The organism is Aquariibacter albus, assembly GCF_014145335.1.
Lineage (GTDB): Bacteria > Pseudomonadota > Gammaproteobacteria > Burkholderiales > Burkholderiaceae_C > Aquariibacter > Aquariibacter albus.
In genome coordinates this window covers 330,203-353,784 of the sequence record NZ_JACIVI010000002.1, presented here as the reverse complement: position 1 = coordinate 353,784, position 23,582 = coordinate 330,203, and the positions used below count along the sequence as shown (strand labels likewise).

The window sequence follows — 23,582 nt, the reverse complement described above, 5'->3', positions numbered from 1 at the left end:
GCGGCTGCGGGCCGCCCGAGGGGCGGCCCGACCCCTCAGGCTCAGCCGGCGAGCTTCTTCTTCAGCAGCTCGTTGACCAGGCCGGGATTGGCCTTGCCCTTGGTGGCCTTCATGGCCTGGCCGACCAGGGCGTTGAAGGCCTTGTCCTTGCCGGCGCGGAATTCCTCCACCGACTTGGCGTTCGCGGCCAGCACGGCGTCGAGGATGGCCTCCAGCTCGCCCGTGTCGCTCATCTGCTTGAGGCCCTTGGCCTCGATGAGCGCATCCACCTCGGCGCCCTCGCCGCCCCACAGGGCGTCGAAGACCTGCTTGCCGGCGTTGTTGGAGATCGTGCCGTCGGCGATGCGGGCGATCAGCGCGGCCAGCTGGGCCGGGCTCACCGGGCTGGCCTCGATGCCGCGCTCCTCGGTGTTCAGGCGCTTGCTGAGCTCGCCCATCAGCCAGTTGGCCACCAGCTTGGGCACGCCGGTCGCATCGCGGCCGGCCGCCAGGGCCTTGCAGGCGTCCCGCGCGGCTTCGTAGTAGCGGGCGAAGGGCAGGCTCTGCGTGACCATGGCCGCGTCGTAGGCCGGCAGGCCGTCCTCGCGCTGGAAGCGCGCGGCCATCACGCCGGGCAGCTCGGGCATGGCGGCCTTCACGCGCTCGACCCACTCGGGCGCGATCACCAGGGGCGGCAGGTCGGGGTCGGGGAAGTAGCGGTAGTCGTGCGCGTCTTCCTTGGTCCGCATGCTGCGGGTCTCGCCGCGGCCGCCGTTGGCGTCCGGGTCGAAGAGCACGGTGGCCTGCTGGATGGGCAGGCCGTCCTCCAGGCGCTCGATCTGCCACTGCACCTCGGCCTCGATGGCCAGCTGCAGGAAGCGGAAGCTGTTGAGGTTCTTGATCTCGCGCCGCGTGCCGAAGGGCGCACCGGGACGGCGGATCGACACATTGGCATCGCAGCGGAAGCTGCCTTCCTGCATGTTGCCGTCGCAGAGACCCAGCCACACCACCAGGGTGTGCAGGGCCTTGGCATAGGCCACGGCCTCGGCGGCCGAGCGCATCTCGGGCTCGGAGACGATCTCCAGCAGCGGCGTGCCGGCGCGGTTCAGGTCGATGCCGCTGGCGCCTTCCACCGCGCCGTGCACGGACTTGCCGGCGTCCTCTTCCAGGTGGGCGCGGGTCAGCCGCACGCTGCGGGCCTGGCCGTCGAGCAGGAAGTCGATCGCCCCGCCCTGCACGACCGGGTTCTCGTACTGGCTGATCTGGTAGCCCTTGGGCAGGTCGGGGTAGAAGTAGTTCTTGCGCGCGAAGATGGACCGCGGCGCCACCGTCGCCCCCACGGCCAGGCCGAACTGGATCGCGCGCTCGACCGCGCCGCGGTTCATCACCGGCAGGGTGCCGGGCAGGGCCAGGTCCACCGGTGCAGCCTGGGTGTTGGGCGCGGCCCCGAAGGCGGTGGGCGCGCCGGAGAAGATCTTGGACGTGGTGGAGAGCTGGGCGTGGGTTTCCAGGCCGATGACGACTTCGTAACCGCGGATCAGGGGGGCATGCATCTCAATAGCCCTCCGGCGTGCGGAGGTGGAAGTCGCTGGCCTGCTGGAAGGCCTCGGCGGCGTGCAGCAGGGTGGCCTCCTGCCAGACATTGCCGATCAGCTGCAGGCCGACCGGCAGGCCGCCCTCGCCGAAGCCCGTGGGCACGCTCATGCCCGGCAGGCCGGCCAGGCTGGCGGGCAGGGTGAAGATGTCGGCGAGGTACTCGGCCACCGGGTCGCTGCCGGCGCCCAGGGGGCGGGCCACGGTGGGGGTGACCGGGCCGGCGATGAGGTCGCAGGCCTGGAAGGCGGCCTGGAAGTCGTCGGCGATCATGCGGCGCAGCTTCTGCGCCTGAAGGTAGTAGGCGTCGTAGTAGCCATGGCTCAGCACATAGGTGCCGATCATGATGCGGCGCTTGACCTCGGCCCCGAAGCCCTCGCTGCGGCTCTTGCGGTAGAGCTCCAGCAGGTCCTTGGCACCCTCCGCGCGGTGGCCGTAGCGCACGCCGTCGTAGCGGCTCAGGTTGGAGCTGGCCTCGGCCGGCGCGATGATGTAGTAGACGGGGATGGCCAGCTCGGTGCGCGGCAGGCTGACGTCCACCAGCGTGGCGCCGAGCGCGCGCAGCTGCTCCAGGCCCTGCTGCACGGCCGCGCGCACCGTGTCGGCCAGGCCTTCGCCGAAGAACTCGCGCGGCAGGCCGATGCGCAGGCCGGCCAGCGGACGGGCGGGGTCGGTCGCCGCGGCGCGGCGGGCCGCCAGCTGGGCGCCGATCAGGCCGGGTCGGTTGGGCTCGGCGCCGGCGAACTCGGCACTGGTCGCGTCCAGCGGGTCGAAGCCGGCCATGGCGTCGATCAGCAGCGCGCAGTCGGCCGCGCTGCGGGCCAGCACGCCGGCCTGGTCCAGGCTGGAGGCGAAGGCGATCATGCCGTGGCGCGAGCAGCGGCCGTAGGTGGGCTTGAGGCCGGTCACGCCGCAGAGCGCGGCGGGCTGGCGCACCGAACCGCCGGTGTCGGTGCCGGTGGCCGCCGGCAGCAGGCGTGCCGCCACGGCGACGGCCGAGCCGCCGGAGGAGCCCCCCGGGATGCGCGTCGCGTCCCAGGGGTTCTTCGCCGCGCCGAAGGCGGAATGCTCGTTGGCGCCGCCCATGGCGAACTCGTCGCAGTTCAGCTTGCCCAGGCTGACCGCGCCGGCGGCCTTGAGCTGCGCGACCACGGTGGCATCGAAGGGCGAGCGGTAGGGGCCTTGCGCACCCACCAGCATCCGGGAGGCTGCGGTGGTCGGGAAATCGGTGGTGACGAAGACGTCCTTGTGCGCCAGCGGCACGCCGTCGAGCGGGCCCAGGGCCTGGCCGGCGGCGCGGCGCGCATCGCTGGCCCGGGCGGCGGCATGGAAAGCCTCGGTCTCGGCGGCCTCGTCAAGCGGCAGAAAGGCGTTCAGGTCGGCGTGCGCCCGGGCGCGCGCCCGCAGGGCTTCGCCCAGTTCCAGGCTGGAGAAGCGCCGGGCGGCCAGGCCTTCGGCGATCGCCGCCAGGCCCAGGGTGTGGAGTTCGCTCATGGTCTCGGGCCCTGCCTCACTCGATCACGCGGGGCACGAGGAAGAGCCCCCCGTCCACCGCCGGGGCGCTGCGCTGGTTGGCCGTGCGGGCGTCCTCGGAACGCGGCACGCTGACGGCGTCTTCGCGCAGGCGCAGGGCCACGTCCTGCACGGCCGACAGCGGGGTGTGGAGGGGCTCGACGCCGGTGGTGTCGACGGCGCGCATGCGCTCGACGATGTCGAAGAAGCCGTTGAGCTGGGTCAGCAGGGTGTCGGATTCGGCCGGGCTCAGTTCGAGCCGGGCGAGCATCGCGATGCGCTGCACGTCGTGGGAGGTCAGGGCCATGGTCTCGGGGGGTTGCGCCGGGGTCGCGCCGGGCCCGAGGCGCTCGGGACCGGCCCGCCTTCACGGTCCGCAGGCTGCGGCGGAGGTCGCGGAGGGAGAGGCGTCGGGTATTATCCGCCGCTGACCCCCGGTCCTTCCGGAGCCGGTCTGGGCGATGGCGCCAGGGTGGAATCCCCAGGGCTGCAACACCCGCCGGCCCGTCCAGGCGCCGGGCATCCCCTTCCGTTCCGCCCCCACCTCCGCGTCCGGTTCCCCCCCTGGCTCCAGGCCTCGTGCCGCCGGCCCCGCCGCCGATGCGCCGCCGCTTGCGTCCGCCGCCTGCTGCCACGACCCGCTTCCCCCATGTACGGATCCCTGCGCCGTTACCTCTCCACCGATCTGGCGATCGACCTCGGCACCGCGAACACGCTGATCTACGTGCGGGGCAAGGGCATCGTCCTTGACGAGCCCTCCGTCGTCGCGATCCGCCAGGAAGGCGGCCCGAGCGGCAAGAAGACCATCCAGGCCGTCGGCAAGGAAGCCAAGGCGATGCTCGGCAAGGTGCCGGGCAACATCGAGGCCATCCGGCCGATGAAGGACGGCGTGATCGCCGACTTCACGGTCACCGAGCAGATGCTCAAGCAGTTCATCAAGATGGTTCACCCGCGCTCGGTGCTCAAGCCCAGCCCGCGGATCATCATCTGCGTGCCCTGCGGCTCCACCCAGGTCGAGCGCCGCGCGATCCGCGAATCGGCCCTCGGCGCCGGCGCGAGCGAGGTCTACCTGATCGAGGAACCCATGGCCGCCGCGATCGGCGCCGGCCTGCCGGTGTCGGAAGCCTCGGGCTCGATGGTCGTCGACATCGGCGGCGGCACGACGGAAGTCGGTGTCATCAGCCTCGGCGGCATGGTCTACAAGGGCAGCGTGCGGGTCGGCGGCGACAAGTTCGATGAATCGATCATCAACTACATCCGCCGCAACTACGGCATGCTGATTGGCGAACCGACGGCCGAGTCCATCAAGAAGACCATCGGCAGCGCCTTCCCCGGCTCCGAGGTGAAGGAGATGGAGGTCAAGGGCCGCAACCTCAGCGAGGGCGTGCCGCGCTCCTTCACGATCAGCAGCAACGAGATCCTCGAAGCCCTGACCGATCCGCTGAACAACATCGTCAGCTCGGTCAAGAACGCGCTCGAACAGACCCCGCCCGAGCTGGGCGCGGACATCGCCGAGCGCGGCATGATGCTGACCGGCGGTGGCGCGCTGCTGCGCGACCTGGACCGCCTGCTGGCCGAGGAAACCGGCCTGCCGGTGCTGGTGGCCGAGGATCCGCTGACCTGCGTGGTGCGCGGCTGCGGCATGGCCCTGGAGCGCATGGAGCGCCTCGGCGCCATCTTCACCTCGGAGTAAAGCCGCCGCCCTTCCGGCTGCCGGCTGCGCGCCGTGCGGCCGGCCACCGCGAGCGCCAACGCCATGCCGCTGGGCACCCTGGACCGCAGCCCGCCGCCCTTCTTCAAGCAAGGGCCCTCGGGCCTGTCCCAGCTGCTTTTCTTCGCAGCCCTGTCCTTCTTCCTGATGGTGGCCGACACCCGCTTCAAGGTGACGGGCCCGCTGCGCGACACCTTGGCGACCGTGCTGCACCCCTTCCAGAGCGGCCTGGTGGTGCCGGTCCATCTTTGGGAAGAGCTGGCCGAACGCCTCGACGGCCTGGACAGCGCGGAGGCCCGCGAGCGCCAGGCCCAGGCCACGCTGCTGCGCCAGGCCGAGCGCCAGGCCCGCATGGACGAACTGGCCGAGGAGAACGCCCACCTGCGCCGCCTGCTGGAGCTGCGCGAGGCCCTGAGCATCCACAGCGTGGCGGCCGAGGTGATGTACGAGGCGACCGATCCCTTCTCCCGCAAGCTCATGATCGACCGCGGCCGGCTGCACGGGGTCCAGGCGGCCTCGCCGGTGCTGGATGCCGAAGGAGTGGTCGGCCAGGTGACGCGCGTCCTGCCGCTGATGTCGGAGGTCACGCTGCTGACCGACCGGGATGCCGCCATCCCGGTGCTGAACCAGCGGACGAAGTCCCGCGCGGCAGCCTTCGGCGATCCGTCCACGGCCACCACCGGCGGCGGGATGGAGCTGCGCTTCATGCCGGCCAATGCCGACGTGCAGGCGGGTGACCTGCTGCAGACCTCCGGCATCGACGGGATCTATCCCGCGGGATTGCCGGTGGCCCGCATCGCGTCGGTGGACCGGCGGGCCGGCTCGACCTTTGCGAAGGTCACGCTGGCGCCGGTCACGCAACCCGACGCGGTCCGCCACGTGCTGGTGATCGCCCCGGTCCGCAAGCCGCTGCCGCGGCCCGGATCGGCCGAGGAGGCCGCCTGCCCCACGGCCGAGGACGCTCCGGCCGCAAGCCCGCCGCGGGCCGCGGCCTCGGGAGCGTCGCGATGATCATGCCGCGCGCCGCCGACCAGCTGCTGCTGCCGGCCAAGCCCTGGTTCATCGGCTTCTCGCTCGGGGTGGCCCTGCTGCTGAACATGCTGCCGCTCGGCCGCGAGCCGATGCGGCCGGACATGCTGGCCCTGGTGCTGGTCTTCTGGAACGTCCATCAGCCGCGGCGGGTGGGCATGGGCTGGGCCTTCGTCTTCGGGCTGCTGACCGATGTGCACCAGACCGCGCTGCTCGGCCAGCACGCACTGGCCTATTCGCTGCTGAGCTTCTTCGCGATCACCATTCACCGCCGCCTGCTGTGGTTCTCGACGCCGACGCAGGCCCTGCACGTGCTGCCGCTGTTCGCGGCGGCCCAGGGCATGGCGCTGCTGGTTCGGATGGTGGCCGGCGGCAGCTTCCCCGGCTGGTCGCTGATGGCCGCACCGCTGATCGAGGCCGCGCTCTGGCCGCTGGTCGTGCACCTGCTGCTCGCGCCGCAGCGCCGGGCCCCGGACCCGGACGAGAACCGCCCGCTGTGAGCCCCCGTCTGCGTCGATGAGCACGCGCCACCCCATCGAGCTGCGCGACACCCAGGGCGAGTTGCGGCGCTTTCATCGCCGGGTGGTGGTGGCCGGGCTGGCCGTGCTGTTCGGCTTCAGCCTGCTCGGCCTGCGCCTGCACTGGCTGCAGGTGGTGCGCCACGAGGACCTGGCGACCCAGGCCGAGGCCAACCGCATCTCGGTGCTGCCGATCGTGCCCAACCGGGGCCTGATCGTCGACCGCAACGGCGTGGTGCTGGCGAACAACTACGCGGCGCACACGCTGGAGATCACGCCGAACAAGATCAAGGATCTGGAAGCGACGATCGACGCGCTGGCCGAGCTGGTCGAGATCACGCCCGTCCACCGCCGCCGATTCAAGCGGCTGATGGCCGACGGCAAGCGCTTCGAGTCGCTGCCGATCCGCAGCAAGCTCAGCGACGAGGAGGTTGCACGCTTCACCGCGCAGCGCTTCCGTTTCCCGGGCGTCGACATCAAGGCGCGGCTGTTCCGCCACTACCCCTACGGCGAGCTGGCCAGCCATGTGCTGGGCTACATCGGCCGCATCAACCGCAATGAACAGGCCGCCATCGAGGACAGCGAGGACGCGGCCAACTACCAGGGCACGGAGTACATCGGCAAGCTCGGCGTCGAGCAGCGCTACGAGCGCGAGCTGCACGGCCTGACCGGCTTCGAGCAGGTCGAGACCAGCGCCAGCGGCCGGCCGGTGCGGCGCCTGTCCGCCAGCCCACCCACCCCGGGTCAGACGATCCGCCTGTCGATCGACATCAAGCTGCAGGCCCTGGTCGAGCAGATGTTCGGCGAGCGGCGCGGCGCGCTGGTGGCCATCGATCCGCGCAATGGCGAGGTGCTGGCCTTCGTCAGCAAGCCGACCTTCGACCCCAATCTTTTCGTCGACGGCATCGATGTCGAGAACTGGAAGGCGCTCAACGAAAGCATCGACAAGCCCCTGCTCAACCGTGCGCTGCGCGGCACCTACCCGCCCGGCTCGACCTTCAAGCCCTTCATGGCCATGGCGGCGCTCAATACCGGCAAGCGCACCCCCGGCCAGATCACGATGGACAACGGCTCCTTCGTGTTCGGCAACCACGTCTTCCGCAGCCACGGCGACCATGGCCTGGGCGCCGTGGACCTCTACCGATCCATCGTCAAGTCCAGCAACGTCTACTACTACCAGCTGGCCAACGACATGGGCGTGGACCTGATGCACGCCCAGCTGGAACCCTTCGGCTTCGGCCGCAAGACCGGCATCGACCTGCAGGGCGAGGTCACCGGCGTGCTGCCCTCGACGGCCTGGAAGCGCGCGACCTACAAGCGCCCCGAGCACCAGCGCTGGTACGCGGGCGAAACGATCTCGCTGGGCATCGGCCAGGGCTACAACAACTTCACGATGCTGCAGCTGGCCTACGCCATGTCGACCCTGGTCTCGGGGGGCCAGCGCCACGAGCCGCGCATCGTCCGCGAGATCGAGGACCCGGTGCACCACCGCCGGGTCAGCGTCCCGGGCACCGAACTGCCCGCGCTGCCCCTGCGCACCGAGCATGTCGCCGCCGTGCTGCGCGGCCTGCAGGGCGTCACGCTGGAAGGCACGGCCACCCGGGTCTTCGCGGGCGCGACCTACACCAGCGGCGGCAAGACCGGCACGGCCCAGGCCGTGGGCATCCGCCAGAACGAGAAGTACAACAAGGCGCGCATCGACGAGTACCTGCGTGACCACTCGCTCTACACCGCCTTCGCCCCCGTCGAGGCCCCGCAGGTCGCGCTGGCGGTGATCGTCGAGAACGCCGGCTTCGGCGCCGAGGCTGCGGCTCCGATCGCGCGGCGCGTCCTGGACTACCTGCTGACCGGGCAGTACCCGAGCGAGGACGACCTGGCCCTGGTCCGCGAAGGCCGGGTGGCCGCGCCGATCGGCACGCCGCGCCAGGCGGCCGAGGTGCCCCTGCCCGCCCTGGGGCCGGCCCCGGAGCAATCAGTGGCCGGCGGCCCCACGGCCGAGGCCCCGGCAGCCAGCGCCACGGCAGGGCCTTCGCCCGCCGGCGCCAGCGCGGTCGATGCCGTGCCCGCAGTCCCGCCCGTTGCCCCGCCGGCCTCCGCCGCAGCCTCAAGCCCTGCCCGTGCGCCCCTGCCGGCATCGCGCCCCGCGGCGCCCGGCCCCTTCCCGACCGCGCCTGCCAGCGCGCCGCGCCGATGAGCACGATCATCGAACAGCCCTCCTTGCTGCACCGCCTGCGGCCCTTCTTCAGCGGCTTCGACGGCCTGCTGCTGCTGGCCGTGCTGATGCTCGCGGCCATGGGCCTGGTGGTGATGTATTCGGCGGGCTACGACCACGGCACGCGCTTCGTCGACCACGGCCGCAACATGCTGCTGGCCGCCACGGTGATGTTCCTGATCGCCCAGGTGCCGCCGCAGCAGCTGATGCGGCTGGCGCTGCCGATCTACGCGCTGGGCGTGGTGCTGCTGGTCGGCGTCGCGCTCTTCGGCATCACCCGCAAGGGGGCGACACGCTGGCTGGACCTGGGCCTGATCGTGGCCCAGCCCAGCGAGATCATGAAGATCGCGATGCCCTTGATGCTGGCCTGGTGGTTCCAGCGCCGCGAAGGGCAGCTCCGGGCGCTGGACTTCCTCGTCGCCGGGCTGCTGCTGGCCGTGCCGGTCGGGCTGATCATGAAGCAGCCCGACCTCGGCACCTCCTTGCTGGTCCTGGCCGGCGGGCTCTACGTGATGTTCTTCGCCGGCCTGAGCTGGAAGCTGATCCTTCCCGTGGTGCTCGCCGGCTCGATCGGCGTGGTCGCCCTGATCGTCCTGGGCGACACGCTCTGCGAACCGGGCATGGACTGGGTGGTGCTGCACGACTACCAGAAGCAGCGTGTCTGCACGCTGCTCGACCCGACGCGCGATCCCCTGGGCAAGGGCTTCCACATCCTGCAGGGCATGATCGCCATCGGCTCCGGCGGGCTCGGCGGCAAGGGCTTCATGAACGGCACCCAGACCCATCTGGAGTTCATTCCCGAGCGCACGACCGACTTCATCTTCGCCGCCGTGGGGGAGGAGTTCGGCTTCCTCGGCGGGCTCATGCTGCTGGGCTGCTTCAGCTTCCTGATCCTGCGCGGCCTGGTGATCGCGGCCGAGGCGCCCATGCTGTTCTCGCGCCTGCTGGCCGGCGCGATCACCCTGGGCTTCTTCACCTACGCGATGGTCAACATAGGCATGGTCAGCGGCATCCTGCCGGTGGTCGGCATCCCGCTGCCCTTCATCAGCTACGGCGGCACGGCCATGGTCACCCTGGGCCTGGGCCTGGGCATGCTGATGTCGATCGCGCGCAGCCGCGGCCTGATGCAGCGCTGAGGCGCGGAAACCTTGCGCTGCGACCGGCCGCAGCTCAGGGATGCACCTCGCTGGCGTCGTCCGGATCGATGGCCGGGGGTTCGGCCGGTCCGGCTTCCGGCACCAGGCAGGGCAGCGCAAGCGTGACCCGCAGTCCGGGGCTCAGCCCCTCGGGCAGCGGCTCGGCATGCAGGGCGTCGAGGCTCAGGTGGCCCTCGTGCTGACGCGCGATCTCGGCCACGATGGCCAGGCCCAGGCCGGAACCATCCACCTCGGTGCCGAGGGATCGGTAGAAGGGCTGGAAGACCAGCTCACGCTCGGCCGGTGCGATGCCGGGCCCGGAGTCCTCGACCTGCAGCAGCACCTCGTCCGGCTCGGCCACGACACGCACGGTGACCGTGCCCCCGGCCGGCGTGTAGCGCAGGGCGTTGTCGACCAGGTTGCGGATCAGCTCGCCGAGCAAGAGCGGATGGGCCAGCACCCGGGCCGGGCGGTCGACCGGCGGCGGCTCGAAGCCGAGGTCGATCCTGCGCTCCAGGGCCTGGGGCACGAAATCGCGGGTGACCTCGGTCGAGAGCTGGACCAGATCGACCGCCTCCCGCGGCAGCAGTTGCTGCCTTTGCTCGGCACGGGCCATGGCCAGCAGCTGGTTCACCATGTGGGCCGCGCGCTGGCTGGAGCGCGCGATCTGCTGCAGCGAACGCTTGAGCATGTCGGGATCGGTCTCCCCGCGATCGATGTCGCGCTGAACCAGTTCGGCCTGGGTGCGCAGGCCCGCCAGCGGGGTCTTGAGCTGGTGCGCGGCATCGGCCAGGAATCGCTTCTGGGTGGTGAGCGAGCGGTCCAGCCGGGCCAGCAGGTCGTTGATCGCCTGCACCAGGGGCGCGACCTCCTCCGGGGCCGCCCGCTCGTCGATGGGGCTGAGATCGTCGGCCTCCCGGCGACGAATGCGGCGCTGCAGTTCGTTGAGCGGCGCGATGCCGCGCGCCAGCGCGAACCACACCAGCAGGACCGCGACGGGCAGGATCACGAACTGCGGCAGGATCACGCCCTTGATGATCTCGTTGGCCAGGCGCGAGCGCTTGCCGAGCGTCTCCGCCACCTGAACGAGCGCCGGGGTCGTCGCCCCGGCCTCGGTCGGGGCCACCCACAGGAAGGCGACGCGGACCGGCTCGCCATGCAGCAGATCGTCGCGGAAGCGCAGCTCGCCCAGCGGTGCACGGCCCTCCTCCTCCAGGGGAACATGCAGGTCGCGCACGCCGCCGAGCAGTTCGCCATGGCTGCCCAGCACCTGGAAGTGCAGCTCGTCCGCCGCATCGGAGCGCAGGATCTCGACCGCCGCCGGGGGCAGCTCGAAGCGCAGCCGCGGCTGCCCCTGGCGCCCCCCCGGAAGCACCTGCAGCTGCTGCGCCAGCGCCCTTGCCGTTTCGCCCAGCGCGCGGTCGTAGGGATGGTGTGCGATGTCCTGCGCGACCAGCCAGGTCAGCGCGACGCTCATCGGCCACAGCAGCAGCAGGGGGGCGAGCATCCAGTCCAGGATCTCGCCGAACAGGGAGCGCTGCTCGCGCAGGTGTGACGCCATGCGGGCAGGATAGCCGCCCGCTTCACCCCCCCAGCCGGGGTGTCTCCAGGGTGCCCATAGCGCCCACCCGTTCAAGGGGTTCACCCTCATAGCCTCTGTCGAATCGCCGACACTAGGGCTGTGCGTGTCATACGGGCCGCACGCCCATCATGATGACGGAGAGCTCCATGAATTCCCTTAAGAAACTGATCGCTGTCGCTGGTCTGAGTCTGGGTGCTGCCACCGCGGCCCAAGCCCAAGTCGTCTTCTTCGACGACTTTGATTCGTACACCACCGGCCTGAACAAGAGCAGCTTTGGCCCGTGGACGGTCGTGGGCGGCAATGTCGACCTGCTTCCGGCCAGTGGCATCAACTTCGGTGTCACCACCGAAGGCAACTTCGTTGACCTCATCGGCAACGACCCGGGCGAACTGACCCGCTCCGTGAACCTGACCGGCGGCCAGCTGTACAAGGCGACGTTCGAGATCGGCGGCGCTCGCACTGGCGCGAACACGGACACCGTGACCTTCGAACTGGGCACGACCAGCTTCAGCAAGACGTTCGCAACGTTCGATCCGAAGCAAACCGTGGAAATCTTCTTCCTGGCCGGCAGCACCGGTTCGTTTGACGTCAGCCTGACGAACTCGTCGGAAGATTTCCTGAACGGCGCCAAGCTGTACAGCGTGCAAGTTGCCGCCGTGCCGGAACCTCGCACCGTGGCCCTCATGCTGGCCGGCCTGGGTGTTGTGGGTGCCGTGGCACGCCGCCGCCAAACTCGCGCCTGAGGACAAGTAGCCGTTCACGGCTGCAACGTCTGATGCACAAAAGCCCGCGCAAGCGGGCTTTTTTTCGATGGAAGTCCAGTAGCTCCTTGTCCTCGGGCCTCAATTACTGATTTTTTCGAGACAGTAGCCCAGGCCCCGCACCGTCGCGATGCGAACCGGGCCCTGCTCGATCTTCTTGCGCAGGCGGTGGATGTAGACCTCGATCGCGTTGCTGCTGACCTCCTCGCCCCATTCACAGAGCTTCTCGATCAGCTGGTCCTTGCTGACCAGGCGGCCGGCGCGCTGCAGCAAGACCTCGAGCAAGCTCAGCTCGCGGGCCGACAGCTCGATCATCTGCTCGTTCAGATAGGCCACCCGGCCCGTTGCATCGAAGCTGAGCGGACCATGCTTGATCAAGCTCGACGCGGTGCCCAGACCGCGACGGGTCAAGGCGCGGACCCGCGCCTCCAGCTCGGCCAGGGCGAAGGGCTTGGCCATGTAGTCGTCGGCGCCGAGATCCAGCCCCTTCACGCGCTGCTCGACGCTGTCGGCCGCCGTCAGGATCAGCACCGGAAGGCTGTTGCCGCGCGAACGCAGCTTGCGCAGCACCTCCAGGCCATGCATCTTCGGCAGGCCCAGGTCAAGGATCAGCAGGTCGAAATCCTGACCCGCGAGGGCCGCGTCGGCCTGGGAACCCGAACTGACCTGGTCGACCGCATAGCCCCCCTGCCTGAGCGTGCGGAGCAGGCCGTCGGCCAGCACCTGATCGTCCTCTGCGATGAGTATCCTCATGGCCCGTCTCCTGGACTGCGGTCCTGTTTTCGCTGTTGTGCCGTCATTGTAGGGAGCCGTGTGCGGCCTCCCCCCGAAAAAGCTGTACAAACAAACAGCCTTCGGGATAATCCGGGTCCACCGCCTGCGATGCATGGAGACTGTCATGGACACCCCGAACCCCACCGTGAACCCCGAAAAAACCAAGGCCCTTCAAGCCGCGCTGGCCCAGATCGAAAAGCAGTTCGGCAAGGGGACGATCATGCGTCTCGGTGCGGGCGAGGCGGTGGAAGACATCCAGGTGGTCTCGACCGGCTCGCTGGGCCTGGACACCGCACTGGGGGTGGGCGGCCTGCCCCGCGGCCGGGTGATCGAGATCTACGGCCCGGAGTCCTCGGGCAAGACCACGCTGACGCTGCAGGTCATCGCCGAGATGCAGAAGGCCGCGGGCACCTGCGCCTTCATCGATGCGGAGCATGCGCTTGACGCGCAGTACGCCCAGAAACTCGGCGTGAACCTGCAGGAGCTGCTGATCAGCCAGCCGGATACCGGCGAGCAGGCCCTCGAAATCGTCGACGCGCTGGTGCGCTCGGGCTCGGTGGATCTCATCGTCATCGACTCGGTTGCTGCCCTCACGCCCAAGGCCGAGCTCGAGGGCGAGATGGGCGACAGCCTCCCCGGCCTGCAGGCCCGCCTGATGAGCCAGGCCCTGCGCAAGCTGACGGCGACGATCAAGAAGACCAACTGCATGGTCATCTTCATCAACCAGATCCGCATGAAGATCGGCGTGATGTTCGGCAGCCCGGAAACGACCACCGGCGGCAATGCGCTGAAGTTCTATGCCTCGGTGCGACTGGACATCCGCCGCGTCGGCAGCATCAAGCGCGGCGACGAGGTCATCGGCAGCGAGACCAAGGTCAAGGTGGTCAAGAACAAGGTCAGCCCGCCCTTCAAGACCGCCGATTTCGACATCCTCTACGGCGAAGGCATCAGCCGCGAGGGCGAGATCATCGACATGGGAGTGACCGCCAAGGTCATCGAGAAGTCCGGCGCCTGGTATGCCTACAACGGCGAGAAGATCGGCCAGGGCAAGGACAACGCCCGCGAGTTCCTGCGCGAGAACCGTGATCTGGCCCGCGAGATCGAGAACAAGGTGCGCGCGTCGCTGGGCGTCCCGCTGCTTCCCGGGGTCGACGGGCCGGCGAATCCGCCTCCGGCCAAAAGCGGCCGCAAGGGCGGCGGCGCCTCCGGCGCCACCGCCGCAGACGGCGTCTGAGCGCCCCGCCGCAGGGCAGGATGCGGCCCCGTGAGTCCGCAGACCCCGCCGAGGCGCTGATGGCCGGCCTCCCCCCAACGGCCGGTGCCCCGACGGCGGCGGACGCCCTCCCCGACGACCGGCTCCGCCGGCTCAAGGCCCGGGCCCTCAGCCTGCTGGCCCGGCGGGAGCACAGCCCCGAGGAAATGCGCCAGAAGCTGCGGGCCAGCCTGCGGCGCGGGTCACGGCCGGAGCTGCAGGACGCCGAGGAGACAGCGGCTGCGCAGGCCTTGATCGAACCGCTGATCGCCTGGCTGGAAGGCCTCGACCTGCTGAACGCCCGACGCTTCGTCGAAGGCCGCATCCAGGCCCGCAGTGGCCGCCACGGCAGCCCGCGCATCCGCCAGGAACTCGCGCGCCACGGGCTGGCGCCGGACGAAGACCAGGCGGCCCTGCTGCGCGCGGCCGACCGGGGTCATGCCCAGGCCCTGTGGTTGCGCCGTTACGGCGAAGTCAGCAGCGATCCGGGCGAAAGGGCCCGCCAGATGCGCTTCCTGGCGGGCCGCGGCTTCCCGCCCGAGGTCGTGCGGGCGGTGGTGAACGGTCGCGGCGACAGCGACAACGACTGAAGCCCTGGGCATGGACCGCAGACTGCGGTCCGACCGCCGGTCCGGTGCCCGGCCTCAGACGCCCAACATGCGCCGCAGGTTCTGCACCGCCGCGCCCGAAGCCCCCTTGCCGAGGTTGTCCAGTCGGGCCACCAGCAGGGCATGCCCCCGGGTGGCGTTGCCATAGACCCGCAGTTCCAGCCGGTTGCTGTCGTTCAGGGCTTCGGGCTCAAGCTTGGCCCCCTCGGCCGCCAGGGCCTCGGGCGACAGCACCTGAACCCACTCGCTGCCTGCGTAATGCGAGGCCAGCGCCGCCTGCAGGACCTCGGGGGTGGGTCGGCCCGGCAGCAGGTCAAGGTGCAAGGCGATCTGCACCAACATGCCCTGCTTGAATCGGCCGACGCTGGGCACGAAGATCGGCCGGCGGCCGAGCCCGCCGTAGGCCATGATCTCGGCGACGTGCTTGTGCTCCAGCGCGAGACCGTAGAGCTCGAAGGCCGGGGCGGTGCTGTCGGGCGCCTCGTAGGCCTCGATCATCCCCCGACCGCCGCCAGAGTAGCCGCTGACCGCGTGGATGGCGACCGGGTGGTCGGCCACCAGCAGACCGGCCTCGATGAGCGGCCGCAGCAATGCGATGGCACCCGTCGGGTAGCAACCGGGGTTGGCAACCCGGCGCGACGACGCCACGGCAGCGTCCTGCGCGGCCGAGAGCTCGGGGAAACCGTAGGTCCAGCCCGGTGCGACGCGATGGGCGGTGCTGGCATCGACGATCTTCGGGCCGCCCCCCGGCAACGCATCGCAAAGCGCGACGGACTCGCGGGCTGCATCGTCGTGCAGGCACAGCACGACCAGGTCGACGCCGGCCATGAGGGCCTGCTTGGCTTGCGGATCCTTGCGCTGGGCCGGATCGATGGACACCAGCTCCACGCCGGACAGGCCCTGGAGGCGTTCGCGGATGCCCAGGCCGGTGGTGCCGGCTTCACCGTCGATGAAGATGCGCGCGGGTCGGGAGGTCATGGCAGGGCGAGACGTCAGGGAAGGAGGGGATCGGGCCGAGCGGCGGCACGGGGGCAAGGCCTGCGTCAGCGTGGGGGCTTGAAATTCTCCGCGGATCCGATGACGGGGCCGAGACATCCGGCCTCGTCGTCCGCCCGCCGGGGTCCTGGCCCTCCCGCAAGACGCCGCATCCACCGGCCCTCGGACCGGAAGATGCTGCAACGCACCATGATAGAGTGAAGTGCTCCATGGACGGCACCGCGTGTCCGCCCGGGGGTTCTTCGCTCACCCGCGATGTCCACCGCCCCCGACGCCGTCCTCGACCCTGTCCTCGCCCCCTGTGGTGGCTTTGCCACCGCCTCGGGCCGGAAGGGTTCGGACGCGACCGGTCGAGACCCGGCGCCGATCGGCCGGGCCATCGACTTCCCGACCGCTGCACCCGCACCCGTGGTGCAGCACCCATGACCTCGAAGAGGCTCCGCAGATGAAGATCCACGAATACCAAGGCAAGGACATCCTGCGCCAGTTCGGCGTACCGGTCCCGCGCGGCATCCCCGCGTTCACCGTGCAGGAGGCCGTCGAGGCCGCGCAGCAGCTGGGCGGCCCGGTCTGGGTCGTGAAGGCCCAGATCCACGCCGGCGGCCGCGGCAAGGGCGGCGGCGTGAAGGTCACCAAGAGCCTCGACGGCGTCAAGGAATTGGCCAGCCAGATCCTCGGCATGCAGCTGATCACGCATCAGACCGGAGCCGAAGGCCAGAAGGTCCGCCGCCTCTACATCGAGGAAGGCGCGGACATCAAGAAGGAGTACTACGTCTCGCTGGTCACCGACCGCGCGACGCAGAAGGTGGCCTTCATCGCCTCCAGCGAAGGCGGCATGGACATCGAGGAAGTCGCCCACAGCACGCCCGAGAAGATCATCACCGAGGTGATCGATCCGCTGACCGGTCTGGGTGACGCGCAGGCCAAGAAGATCGCCGCGGCGATCGGCCTGCCGGAGGGTTCGCATGCCCAGGCGGTCGAGCTCTTCCAGAACCTGTACCGCTGCTACATGGAGACGGACGCCTCGCTGGTCGAGATCAATCCGCTGAACTGCGACAGCCAGGGCAAGCTGATCGCGCTCGACGCGAAGTTCAACTTCGACGCGAACGCGCTGTTCCGTCACCCGGAGATCGTCGCCTACCGCGACCTCGACGAGGAAGACCCGGCGGAGATCGAGGCCAGCAAGTTCGATCTGGCCTACATCCAGCTCGACGGCAACATCGGCTGCCTGGTCAACGGCGCCGGCCTGGCCATGGCCACCATGGACACCATCAAGCTCTTCGGCGGCGAGCCGGCGAACTTCCTGGACGTGGGCGGCGGCGCGACCGCCGAGAAGGTCACCGAGGCCTTCAAGATCATGCTGAAGAACCCCGACGTGAAGGCCATCCTGGTCAACATCTTCGGCGGCATCATGCGCTGCGACACCATCGCCGAGGGCGTGGTCACCGCCTCGCGCGCGGTGGGCCTGTCGGTGCCGCTGGTGGTGCGCATGAAGGGCACCAACGAGGACCTGGGCAAGAAGATCCTGGCCGAATCCGGCCTGCCGATCATCAGCGCCGACACCATGGCCGACGCGGCCACCAAGGTCGTCGCCGCCGCCGCTGCCGCCTGACCCGGAAGGACCCCACCATGAGCATCCTGATCAACAAGGACACCCGGGTCATCACCCAGGGCATCACCGGCAAGACCGGCCAGTTCCACACCCTGGGCTGCCAGGCCTACGCGAACGGCAAGAACGCCTTCGTCGCCGGCGTGAATCCGAAGAAGGCGGGCGAGAAGTTCTCGGACATCCCCATCTACGCGACCGTCAAGGAAGCCGCCCAGGCCCAGGGCGCGACCGTCTCGGTGATCTACGTGCCGCCGGCAGGCGCCGCCGCGGCGATCTGGGAAGCGGTCGAGGCCGATCTGGACCTGGTCATCTGCATCACCGAAGGCATTCCCGTGAAGGACATGCTGGTCGTGCGCAACAAGATGAAGGCCAAGGAAGCCGCCGGCGGCAAGAAGACCCTGCTGCTGGGCCCCAACTGCCCGGGCCTGATCACGCCCGAGGAAATCAAGATCGGCATCATGCCGGGCCACATCCACCGCAAGGGCCGCATCGGCGTGGTCAGCCGCTCCGGCACGCTGACCTATGAAGCCGTCGCGCAGCTCACCGAGCTGGGCCTGGGCCAGTCGAGCGCGGTCGGCATCGGCGGCGACCCGATCAACGGCCTCAAGCACATCGACGTGATGCAGGCCTTCAACGACGATCCGGACACCGATGCGGTGATCATGATCGGCGAGATCGGCGGTCCGGACGAGGCGGAAGCCGCGCGCTGGTGCAAGGCGAACATGAAGAAGCCGGTGGTCGGCTTCATCGCCGGCGTCACCGCCCCCCCGGGCAAGCGCATGGGCCATGCCGGCGCGCTGATCTCGGGCGGCGCCGACACCGCCGATGCCAAGCTGGCCATCATGGAGGAATGCGGCTTCACCGTGACCCGCAACCCCTCGGAAATGGCCCGCCTGCTCAAGGCCAAGCTGTGAGCTGAGGCGGCCCGCGCCGCCCAGCCTCTCCCTGCAACGGGGCCCTTCGGGGCCCCGTTTTGCTTGCGGCGGCGCCGGCTGACGCGATGCGTATCTCTACGCACAGGCAGGTCACGGCAGGCCCCTACACTCCCGCGCTGTTGCCTTCCCGGCCCGCCACCGCGGACCGGGAGGCCCCGAAACCACGCCGAGAGGATCTCCGATGGAAGCCCTGATGACCCCCGAGTTCTGGATTGCCGTCGGGCAGATCATCATGATCGACATCCTGCTCGGTGGCGACAACGCGGTGGTCATCGCGCTGGCCTGCCGCAAGCTGCCGCCGGCCCAGCGCCGCCTGGGCATCCTGTGGGGCACGGCCGGCGCGATCGGCCTGCGCGTGATCCTGATCTTCTTCGCGCTGACCCTGCTGCAGATCCCGCTGCTGAAGATCGTCGGCGCCGTGCTGCTGGTCTGGATCGGCGTGAAGCTGCTGATGCCCGAGCACGAGGACGAGCACGCCAACATCCAGGCCTCCGACAAGCTCTGGGCCGCGGTGAAGACGGTGATCGTCGCCGACCTGGTGATGAGCATCGACAACGTGATCGCCATCGCCGGTGCAGCCGAGAGCGCGGGCGACCACCAGATGCCGCTGGTGATCTTCGGCCTGCTGGTCAGCATTCCGATCATCGTCTGGGGCTCGCAGCTGGTCATCAAGCTGATGGACCGCTTCCCGATGATCATCACGGTCGGCGGCATGCTGCTGGGCTGGATCGCCGGCACCATGGCCGTGACCGACCCCGCGCTGATCAACCCCGACGTCATGGCCTCCATGCCGAAGCTTCAGGAAAGCGACGCGCTGAAGTACGGGGCCGGCATCGCCGGGGCGCTGCTGGTGCTGGGCATCGGCAAGCTGCTGGGCCGCAGGACGGCCACCCACTGACCGGAACGGGCCCGCCCGCATGGGCCCTGTGCGGCGCCCCGGCGTCATGCCCGTCCCCGCAGTGCCGCCTCCGGCCTGGGAGGGCCTGCGCGTCCCGGAGCGTCGGCTGCGGCCGGTCCCCGCCAGCCTGCCGGCGATGCTCGGGCCCTACCGGATCGACGGCTGGATCGGGGCAGGGGGCAGTGCCGAGGTGCTGGCCGCGCGCGACAGCCGGGACGGCCGCCGGGTGGCCCTGAAGCGGCTGCGGCCTGCGGAGGGCCCGGACGCCGCGGACCGAAGGCGTCGCTTCCTCCAGGAAGCCACGATCGCGGCGCGCCTGCTGCACCCGGATCTGCTGCGTGTGCACGAGGCGGGCCGGGCAGCCGACGGCAGCGACTACCTTGCAATGGACGACATCGCCGGGGGCGATCTGGGCAAGGCCCTGCCGCCGGGCCGGCCGCTGCCGCTGCCGACGGTGCTGCACCTGGGCGCACGCATCGCCCGCGCGCTGGACCATGCCCACCGGCATGGCGTGCTGCACCGCGATCTGAAACCGGCCAACCTGCTGATCGATCCGGCCCGCAACCTGCTTAAGCTGGCTGATTTCGGCCTGGCGCGGCTCGACGGCGCGGACACGACCCGCACCGGCACCGCGCTCGGCAGCCTCGACACCCAGGCGCCGGAGTTGCTGGCCGGGGCCCCGGTCGATGCCCGCAGCGACCTCTACAGCCTCGGGGCCCTGCTCTTCCTGATGCTCGACGGCGCGCTGCCGCATGCCGGCCTGCCGCTGCCGGAGCGCCTGCGCGCCCGGGCCGGCGGCCCGCCGCCCCGGCTGCGCTCTCCGCAGCCGGGGTGCCCACAGGCCCTGGAAACGCTGGTCCGCCACTGCCTGGCGCCGCAGCCCGACGACCGCCCCGATCACGCCGCGGCCGTGGCCGAGGCGCTGGAGAGGCTGCAGCCGGGCCGCGCCCCCGAGCGATGATGCCGCTTGCCCCGCCGCCGAATCGCCCCGTGACGTCCGCCCTCCGCTACGACTACGCCAGCGCCAGCGACACCGGCCGCATGCGGCAGAACAACGAGGACGCGCTCGGCGTCGACGCCGCCACCGGCCTGGTGGTGCTGGCCGACGGGATGGGCGGCTACAACGCCGGGGAAGTGGCCAGCCAGCTCGCTGTCGACGGCCTGATGCAGCGTCTGGCCCCCTGGCTGGCCGGCGCCGGCCGGCAGGCCGAGCCGGCCACGCTCGGCCCGCGGCTGCAGAGCGCGATCGGCGAGACCAACCAGCAGATCCTCGATGCCGCGCGCCGTCATCCGGCCTGGGCCGGCATGGGGACCACGCTGGTGCTTGCGGTGCTGCAGGCGCAGGGCGTGCAGCTGGCGCACATCGGCGATTCGCGGGCCTACCGCTGGGGGCCCCGGGGCCTGCAGCAGCTCAGCCGCGACCACTCGCTGCTGCAAGAGCAGATCGACGCCGGCTTGATCGCAGCGGCCCAGGCGCATGCAGCCGCTCACCGCCATCTGGTGACCCGGGCCCTGGGCGTCGAGCCCGGCGTGCAAGCGGAACTGGCCTGGCATCCGCTGCAGGCCGGCGACGGGCTGCTGCTCTGCTCGGACGGGCTGAGCGACATGCTCGACGAGGCCGGGCTGTCCCGGCTGCTGGACCCGGACGCCCCGCTGCAGCCGACTGCACAGGCGCTGGTCGAGGCCGCCAACCAGGCGGGTGGGCGCGATAACATTTCCCTGGTGTTGATCCGCGCCCTCGGACCGGCCGTGCCGGCCCGTCGGTGGTGGTCGCGACGGCGCGGCTGAGCGGATCAGCCCCCCACCAGGGTCCACCCGGGCGACAGGGAGCGTCGACGACCCGGGATCACAAGGTTGTGTCCATGAACAAGCTGATCGTGTCGCTCGACGGGCTCGTCATCAAGGAGGTTGCGCTCACCAAGGACCGCACCCGCCTGGGACGACGCCCGCACAACGACATCGTGATCGACAACCTCGCCGTCAGCGGCGAGCACGCGGTGCTGCAGCAGACCGGCGAGGGCTTCGTCATCGAGGACCTCAACTCCACCAACGGCACCTACATCAACGGCAAGGCCATCCGGCGCCAGGTCCTGATCCATGGCGATGTGGTGGAGATCGGCAAGTACCGGCTGCGCTTTCTGGCGGCCGAGGCGATCGACTACGAGACCACCGTCACGCTGCGCGGCCAGCCCTACACCCGAAGCGGCGAAGGCCTGCCGGCACTGACCGTGCCAGGGCAGGCCACCGCCGTCGGGGTGCTGCAGGCCAGCATCCGGGTGCTGAACGGTGCGTCGGCCGGGCGCGAGGTCGCGCTCAGCAAGGTCGTCACCACCCTGGGCAAGCCGGGGGTGCAGGTGGCCTCCATCACCAAGCGACCCGGCGGCTACCTGCTCGCGCACATCGAGGGCGCCGCCCGGCCGAAGGTCAATGGCGAAGCCGTCTGGGGCGAGCCGGTCCACCTCAGCAGCGGCGACCTGATCGAGCTGGGGGGCACCCAGATGCAGTTCCTGCTGGAGGGCTGAGGGCGGCCCTCGCCCGGCGTGGCTCAGGGCCCGGTCGGCGCGTCACGCTGGGCGCGCCGCCAGCGCCAGGCCATCACCAGCATGGCCAGGGTCAGCAGCAGGCTGACCGCATTGGCCAGGATCAGCGGCCAGGAGCCGAGCGCCAGGCCGTAGAGCAGCCACAGCGCGATGCCCAGGGCCAGGGCCGCATACATGCCCATCGACACGCCGGCCAGGTTGCCGCTGCGCCAGCTCAGCCAGACCTGCGGCACGAAGGCCGCGGTGGTCAGGGTGGCCGCGAGCAGGCCGACGGCCTCCCACAGCGGGCCGGGGCTGCTCATCGCGCGGCCTCGCGCGACGGGGCCGCCGGGCGGGCGGCGGTCTCGGGGGCGTCCTCGGCCGTCCAGCGGACCAGGGCATCGAGCACCGGCCGACCCTTGCCGGCGTCCGCATGGTTGAGCAGCGCGGCAAAGGCATAGCGCTGGCCCGAGCGGCCCTGCACCACGCCGGCCAGGCCCAGGCTGTCGCGCAGCGAACCGGTCTTCAGCCAGGCCCGGCCGCGGGCCGGGCCCCAATCGCGATCGCGGCGGCGGGCGGTGCCGTCGACCCCGGCCACCGGCAGCGAGGCCAGCAGCTCCGGCATGGCCGGGCCGAACCAGAGCGCAGCCACCCAGCCGGCCAGGCAGTGCATGGTGCTGCGGCCCTCGCGCGAGAGGCCGGCGCCGTTGTCGACCCGTAGCGCCTCGGCCGGGCAGGCGCCCGCACTGCGCTCGCGCACCCAGGCCTCGATCAGCAGTCGCGCGGCCTCGGGCGTGGCCGGCGGCGGCAGGGCCAGGGGGTCGGGTTCGGGCCCTTCGATCGGCGCGCGGGGCGGCTGGCCCGCCTCCAGGGCCAGCGTCAGCGCGAGCTGCCGGGCCATGGGGTTGTTGCTGAACTTGTTGATGTCGCGCACCACATGGGCCAGGGGCGGCGATTCGGCATGGAACCACAGGCGCGCGCCGGCGGGCATCGGCGCCTCGCGCACACGGCCCTGCAGGCGGCCCCCCAGCTCGGCCCACAGCGCGGGCAACAGGCGGGCGGCATAGCGGGCGGGCTCGGGATCGGCGAAGGCCCAGAGGCGCTCGCCGCAGGCGGCCGGATAGCGCCCCGCCAGGCGCAGCGGCTGGCCGGGCTGCAGCCGCGGCGTGAGCGCGGCACGCCAGTCGCCACAGGGCGTGCCGGGGGCGGCCAAGGGCAGGAAATCGGCGCCCGGCGCGGCCTCGTCGGGCGGCTCGCGGCTGATCCGCACGCGGCCGGCCTCGGGCTCGGGCACCAGGCGCAGGCGCAGCACCTGCTGGTTCAGCAGCAGGGCGTCGGGGCCGACGTTGTAGGGCCGCAGGGCCTCGCCGTCGAAGGCAGCGGGGTCGTGCGGGGGCAGCGCGAAGGCGCGGCGGTCGAGCAGCAGGTCGCCACGGATCTCGCGCAGGCCGCGTTCGCGCAGCTCGCGCAGCAGCAGCCAGACGCGCTCCAGCACGAGGCTGGGGTCGCCGCGCCCCTGGATCACCAGATCGCCGTGCAGCACGCCCTCGGCGTCGAGCCGGCCGTGGAGCGCGACGGGCGTGCGCCAGGTCCAGGACGGCCCCAGCTGCTCCAGCGCCACGCCGGTGGTGAACAGCTTCATCAGCGAAGCCGGGTTCAGCGCTTCGGTCTCGCGCCAGGCCAGGCGAGCAGCCGCGTCGGCCCGGGCCAGCGGGCGCACCTCGACGGCCAGGGCGTCGGGGGGCAGGCCGACGGCGCGCAAGGCCTGAAGCACCTCGCCGGGCAGCGTCTCGGCCGGGGCTGCACGGACCGGCCCGAGCGCCCCCCCGGCCAGCAGCAGGAAGGGCAGCAGGGCCCGCAGCCGGCCACGCTCGCCAAGCCGCCAGCCGGACAGGATGCGCGACAGGCGCAGGACGGACACAGGCATGCGGCCGATCATAGACAGGCCGGCCGCCTAA

At 70.8% G+C, this 23,582-nt stretch carries 22 protein-coding genes; 14 read left to right on the top strand and 8 right to left on the bottom strand.

Features of this window, described 5'->3' with window-relative positions; genetic code table 11:
- Positions 1-41: 41 nt before the first annotated feature.
- Genes gatB through gatC form a run of 3 tightly spaced genes read right to left on the bottom strand, consistent with a single transcriptional unit; the run spans position 42 to position 3,391 of the window.
- Positions 42-1,532: an Asp-tRNA(Asn)/Glu-tRNA(Gln) amidotransferase subunit GatB gene (gatB, locus tag H4F90_RS09075; protein WP_182663734.1), complete on the bottom strand. Its 1,491-nt coding sequence runs from the start codon at positions 1,530-1,532 to the stop codon at positions 42-44.
- A 1-nt stretch (position 1,533) separates the two neighbouring features.
- Positions 1,534-3,066 carry an Asp-tRNA(Asn)/Glu-tRNA(Gln) amidotransferase subunit GatA gene (gatA, locus tag H4F90_RS09070; RefSeq protein WP_182663732.1) on the bottom strand — a complete coding sequence of 511 codons (1,533 nt, stop codon included), beginning with the start codon at positions 3,064-3,066 and terminating at the stop codon, positions 1,534-1,536.
- Positions 3,067-3,082: 16 nt separating this feature from the next.
- A complete protein-coding gene (gatC, locus tag H4F90_RS09065; protein WP_182663730.1) occupies positions 3,083-3,391 on the bottom strand; it encodes an Asp-tRNA(Asn)/Glu-tRNA(Gln) amidotransferase subunit GatC in 309 nt (102 codons plus the stop codon).
- A 342-nt stretch (positions 3,392-3,733) separates the two neighbouring features.
- Between gatC and H4F90_RS09060 the strand changes: the two genes are divergently transcribed.
- The 5 genes from H4F90_RS09060 to rodA all read left to right on the top strand — a co-directional run bounded on the left by H4F90_RS09060 (position 3,734) and on the right by rodA (position 9,690).
- Positions 3,734-4,777, top strand: a complete 1,044-nt coding sequence (locus tag H4F90_RS09060) for a rod shape-determining protein (protein ID WP_182663728.1) — start codon at positions 3,734-3,736, stop codon at positions 4,775-4,777.
- 63 nt (positions 4,778-4,840) lie between these two features.
- Complete coding sequence (gene mreC, locus H4F90_RS09055) at positions 4,841-5,806, top strand: rod shape-determining protein MreC (RefSeq protein ID WP_182663726.1); 966 nt, start codon at positions 4,841-4,843, stop codon at positions 5,804-5,806.
- Positions 5,803-6,324 carry a rod shape-determining protein MreD gene (gene mreD / locus H4F90_RS09050; protein ID WP_182663724.1) on the top strand — a complete coding sequence of 174 codons (522 nt, stop codon included), beginning with the start codon at positions 5,803-5,805 and terminating at the stop codon, positions 6,322-6,324. The genes mreC and mreD overlap by 4 nt, the downstream gene beginning before the upstream one ends.
- Before the next feature lie 16 nt (positions 6,325-6,340).
- Positions 6,341-8,536 (top strand): penicillin-binding protein 2, encoded by a 2,196-nt coding sequence (mrdA, locus tag H4F90_RS09045; protein WP_182663721.1) that lies wholly within the window; start codon positions 6,341-6,343, stop codon positions 8,534-8,536.
- Complete coding sequence (gene rodA, locus H4F90_RS09040) at positions 8,533-9,690, top strand: rod shape-determining protein RodA (RefSeq protein ID WP_182663719.1); 1,158 nt, start codon at positions 8,533-8,535, stop codon at positions 9,688-9,690. Before mrdA ends, rodA begins: the two co-directional genes overlap by 4 nt.
- Before the next feature lie 34 nt (positions 9,691-9,724).
- Here rodA and H4F90_RS09035 read toward each other — a convergent pair whose 3' ends face one another.
- A complete protein-coding gene (locus H4F90_RS09035) occupies positions 9,725-11,251 on the bottom strand; it encodes a sensor histidine kinase (protein ID WP_182663717.1) in 1,527 nt (508 codons plus the stop codon).
- 167 nt (positions 11,252-11,418) lie between these two features.
- Here H4F90_RS09035 and H4F90_RS09030 point away from each other — a divergent pair, with 167 nt between their 5' ends.
- Positions 11,419-12,015, top strand: coding sequence for a PEP-CTERM sorting domain-containing protein (locus H4F90_RS09030; protein WP_182663715.1), 597 nt, complete (start codon positions 11,419-11,421; stop codon positions 12,013-12,015).
- 99 nt (positions 12,016-12,114) lie between these two features.
- On the opposite strand, the gene H4F90_RS09025 is transcribed toward H4F90_RS09030, so the two are convergent.
- Entirely contained in the window at positions 12,115-12,786 is a 672-nt protein-coding gene (locus H4F90_RS09025; protein ID WP_182663713.1) for a response regulator, read from the bottom strand.
- Between the two features lie 145 nt (positions 12,787-12,931).
- Here H4F90_RS09025 and recA point away from each other — a divergent pair, with 145 nt between their 5' ends.
- Entirely contained in the window at positions 12,932-14,041 is a 1,110-nt protein-coding gene (gene recA, locus H4F90_RS09020) for a recombinase RecA (protein ID WP_235972120.1), read from the top strand.
- Between the two features lie 59 nt (positions 14,042-14,100).
- Complete coding sequence (locus H4F90_RS09015; RefSeq protein WP_182663708.1) at positions 14,101-14,649, top strand: regulatory protein RecX; 549 nt, start codon at positions 14,101-14,103, stop codon at positions 14,647-14,649.
- A 54-nt stretch (positions 14,650-14,703) separates the two neighbouring features.
- On the opposite strand, the gene argC is transcribed toward H4F90_RS09015, so the two are convergent.
- Positions 14,704-15,645: an N-acetyl-gamma-glutamyl-phosphate reductase gene (gene argC, locus H4F90_RS09010; RefSeq protein WP_182663706.1), complete on the bottom strand. Its 942-nt coding sequence runs from the start codon at positions 15,643-15,645 to the stop codon at positions 14,704-14,706.
- Between the two features lie 463 nt (positions 15,646-16,108).
- Between argC and sucC the strand changes: the two genes are divergently transcribed.
- The 6 genes from sucC (at position 16,109) to H4F90_RS08980 (ending at position 21,627) form a co-directional block, all read left to right on the top strand.
- A complete protein-coding gene (sucC, locus tag H4F90_RS09005; RefSeq protein ID WP_182663705.1) occupies positions 16,109-17,275 on the top strand; it encodes an ADP-forming succinate--CoA ligase subunit beta in 1,167 nt (388 codons plus the stop codon).
- Positions 17,276-17,292: 17 nt separating this feature from the next.
- Complete coding sequence (gene sucD / locus H4F90_RS09000; RefSeq protein WP_182663703.1) at positions 17,293-18,186, top strand: succinate--CoA ligase subunit alpha; 894 nt, start codon at positions 17,293-17,295, stop codon at positions 18,184-18,186.
- A 202-nt stretch (positions 18,187-18,388) separates the two neighbouring features.
- Complete coding sequence (locus H4F90_RS08995) at positions 18,389-19,105, top strand: TerC family protein (RefSeq protein WP_182663702.1); 717 nt, start codon at positions 18,389-18,391, stop codon at positions 19,103-19,105.
- A gap of 46 nt (positions 19,106-19,151) precedes the next feature.
- Positions 19,152-20,066 carry a serine/threonine-protein kinase gene (locus H4F90_RS08990; protein WP_182663700.1) on the top strand — a complete coding sequence of 305 codons (915 nt, stop codon included), beginning with the start codon at positions 19,152-19,154 and terminating at the stop codon, positions 20,064-20,066.
- A 29-nt stretch (positions 20,067-20,095) separates the two neighbouring features.
- On the top strand, positions 20,096-20,893 hold the full coding sequence (locus H4F90_RS08985; protein ID WP_328700871.1) for a PP2C family protein-serine/threonine phosphatase: 798 nt from the start codon (positions 20,096-20,098) through the stop codon (positions 20,891-20,893).
- Positions 20,894-20,967: 74 nt separating this feature from the next.
- A complete protein-coding gene (locus tag H4F90_RS08980; protein WP_182663696.1) occupies positions 20,968-21,627 on the top strand; it encodes an FHA domain-containing protein in 660 nt (219 codons plus the stop codon).
- 23 nt (positions 21,628-21,650) lie between these two features.
- On the opposite strand, the gene H4F90_RS08975 is transcribed toward H4F90_RS08980, so the two are convergent.
- Together H4F90_RS08975 and H4F90_RS08970 are read right to left on the bottom strand one after the other, a co-directional pair.
- Complete coding sequence (locus tag H4F90_RS08975) at positions 21,651-21,947, bottom strand: SemiSWEET family sugar transporter (protein ID WP_182663694.1); 297 nt, start codon at positions 21,945-21,947, stop codon at positions 21,651-21,653.
- Entirely contained in the window at positions 21,944-23,551 is a 1,608-nt protein-coding gene (locus H4F90_RS08970; RefSeq protein ID WP_182663692.1) for a D-alanyl-D-alanine carboxypeptidase/D-alanyl-D-alanine-endopeptidase, read from the bottom strand. The genes H4F90_RS08975 and H4F90_RS08970 overlap by 4 nt, the downstream gene beginning before the upstream one ends.
- Positions 23,552-23,582: the final 31 nt, after the last annotated feature.

Bases quoted from the DNA above. Each gene is read 5' to 3' on its own strand.
- sucD (WP_182663703.1), top strand. From the start codon at position 17,293: ATGAGCATCCTGATCAACAAGGACACCCGGGTCATCACCCAGGGCATC.
- mrdA (WP_182663721.1), top strand. From the start codon at position 6,341: ATGAGCACGCGCCACCCCATCGAGCTGCGCGACACCCAGGGCGAGTTG.
- H4F90_RS08980 (WP_182663696.1), top strand. From the start codon at position 20,968: ATGAACAAGCTGATCGTGTCGCTCGACGGGCTCGTCATCAAGGAGGTT.
- H4F90_RS09035 (WP_182663717.1), bottom strand. From the start codon at position 11,251: ATGGCGTCACACCTGCGCGAGCAGCGCTCCCTGTTCGGCGAGATCCTG.
- recA (WP_235972120.1), top strand. From the start codon at position 12,932: ATGGACACCCCGAACCCCACCGTGAACCCCGAAAAAACCAAGGCCCTT.
- H4F90_RS08970 (WP_182663692.1), bottom strand. From the start codon at position 23,551: ATGCCTGTGTCCGTCCTGCGCCTGTCGCGCATCCTGTCCGGCTGGCGG.
- gatA (WP_182663732.1), bottom strand. From the start codon at position 3,066: ATGAGCGAACTCCACACCCTGGGCCTGGCGGCGATCGCCGAAGGCCTG.
- mreC (WP_182663726.1), top strand. From the start codon at position 4,841: ATGCCGCTGGGCACCCTGGACCGCAGCCCGCCGCCCTTCTTCAAGCAA.
- sucC (WP_182663705.1), top strand. From the start codon at position 16,109: ATGAAGATCCACGAATACCAAGGCAAGGACATCCTGCGCCAGTTCGGC.
- H4F90_RS08990 (WP_182663700.1), top strand. From the start codon at position 19,152: ATGCCCGTCCCCGCAGTGCCGCCTCCGGCCTGGGAGGGCCTGCGCGTC.
- mreD (WP_182663724.1), top strand. From the start codon at position 5,803: ATGATCATGCCGCGCGCCGCCGACCAGCTGCTGCTGCCGGCCAAGCCC.
- rodA (WP_182663719.1), top strand. From the start codon at position 8,533: ATGAGCACGATCATCGAACAGCCCTCCTTGCTGCACCGCCTGCGGCCC.
- H4F90_RS09060 (WP_182663728.1), top strand. From the start codon at position 3,734: ATGTACGGATCCCTGCGCCGTTACCTCTCCACCGATCTGGCGATCGAC.
- argC (WP_182663706.1), bottom strand. From the start codon at position 15,645: ATGACCTCCCGACCCGCGCGCATCTTCATCGACGGTGAAGCCGGCACC.
- gatB (WP_182663734.1), bottom strand. From the start codon at position 1,532: ATGCATGCCCCCCTGATCCGCGGTTACGAAGTCGTCATCGGCCTGGAA.
- H4F90_RS09025 (WP_182663713.1), bottom strand. From the start codon at position 12,786: ATGAGGATACTCATCGCAGAGGACGATCAGGTGCTGGCCGACGGCCTG.
- H4F90_RS08975 (WP_182663694.1), bottom strand. From the start codon at position 21,947: ATGAGCAGCCCCGGCCCGCTGTGGGAGGCCGTCGGCCTGCTCGCGGCC.
- H4F90_RS09030 (WP_182663715.1), top strand. From the start codon at position 11,419: ATGAATTCCCTTAAGAAACTGATCGCTGTCGCTGGTCTGAGTCTGGGT.
- H4F90_RS09015 (WP_182663708.1), top strand. From the start codon at position 14,101: ATGGCCGGCCTCCCCCCAACGGCCGGTGCCCCGACGGCGGCGGACGCC.
- gatC (WP_182663730.1), bottom strand. From the start codon at position 3,391: ATGGCCCTGACCTCCCACGACGTGCAGCGCATCGCGATGCTCGCCCGG.
- H4F90_RS08995 (WP_182663702.1), top strand. From the start codon at position 18,389: ATGGAAGCCCTGATGACCCCCGAGTTCTGGATTGCCGTCGGGCAGATC.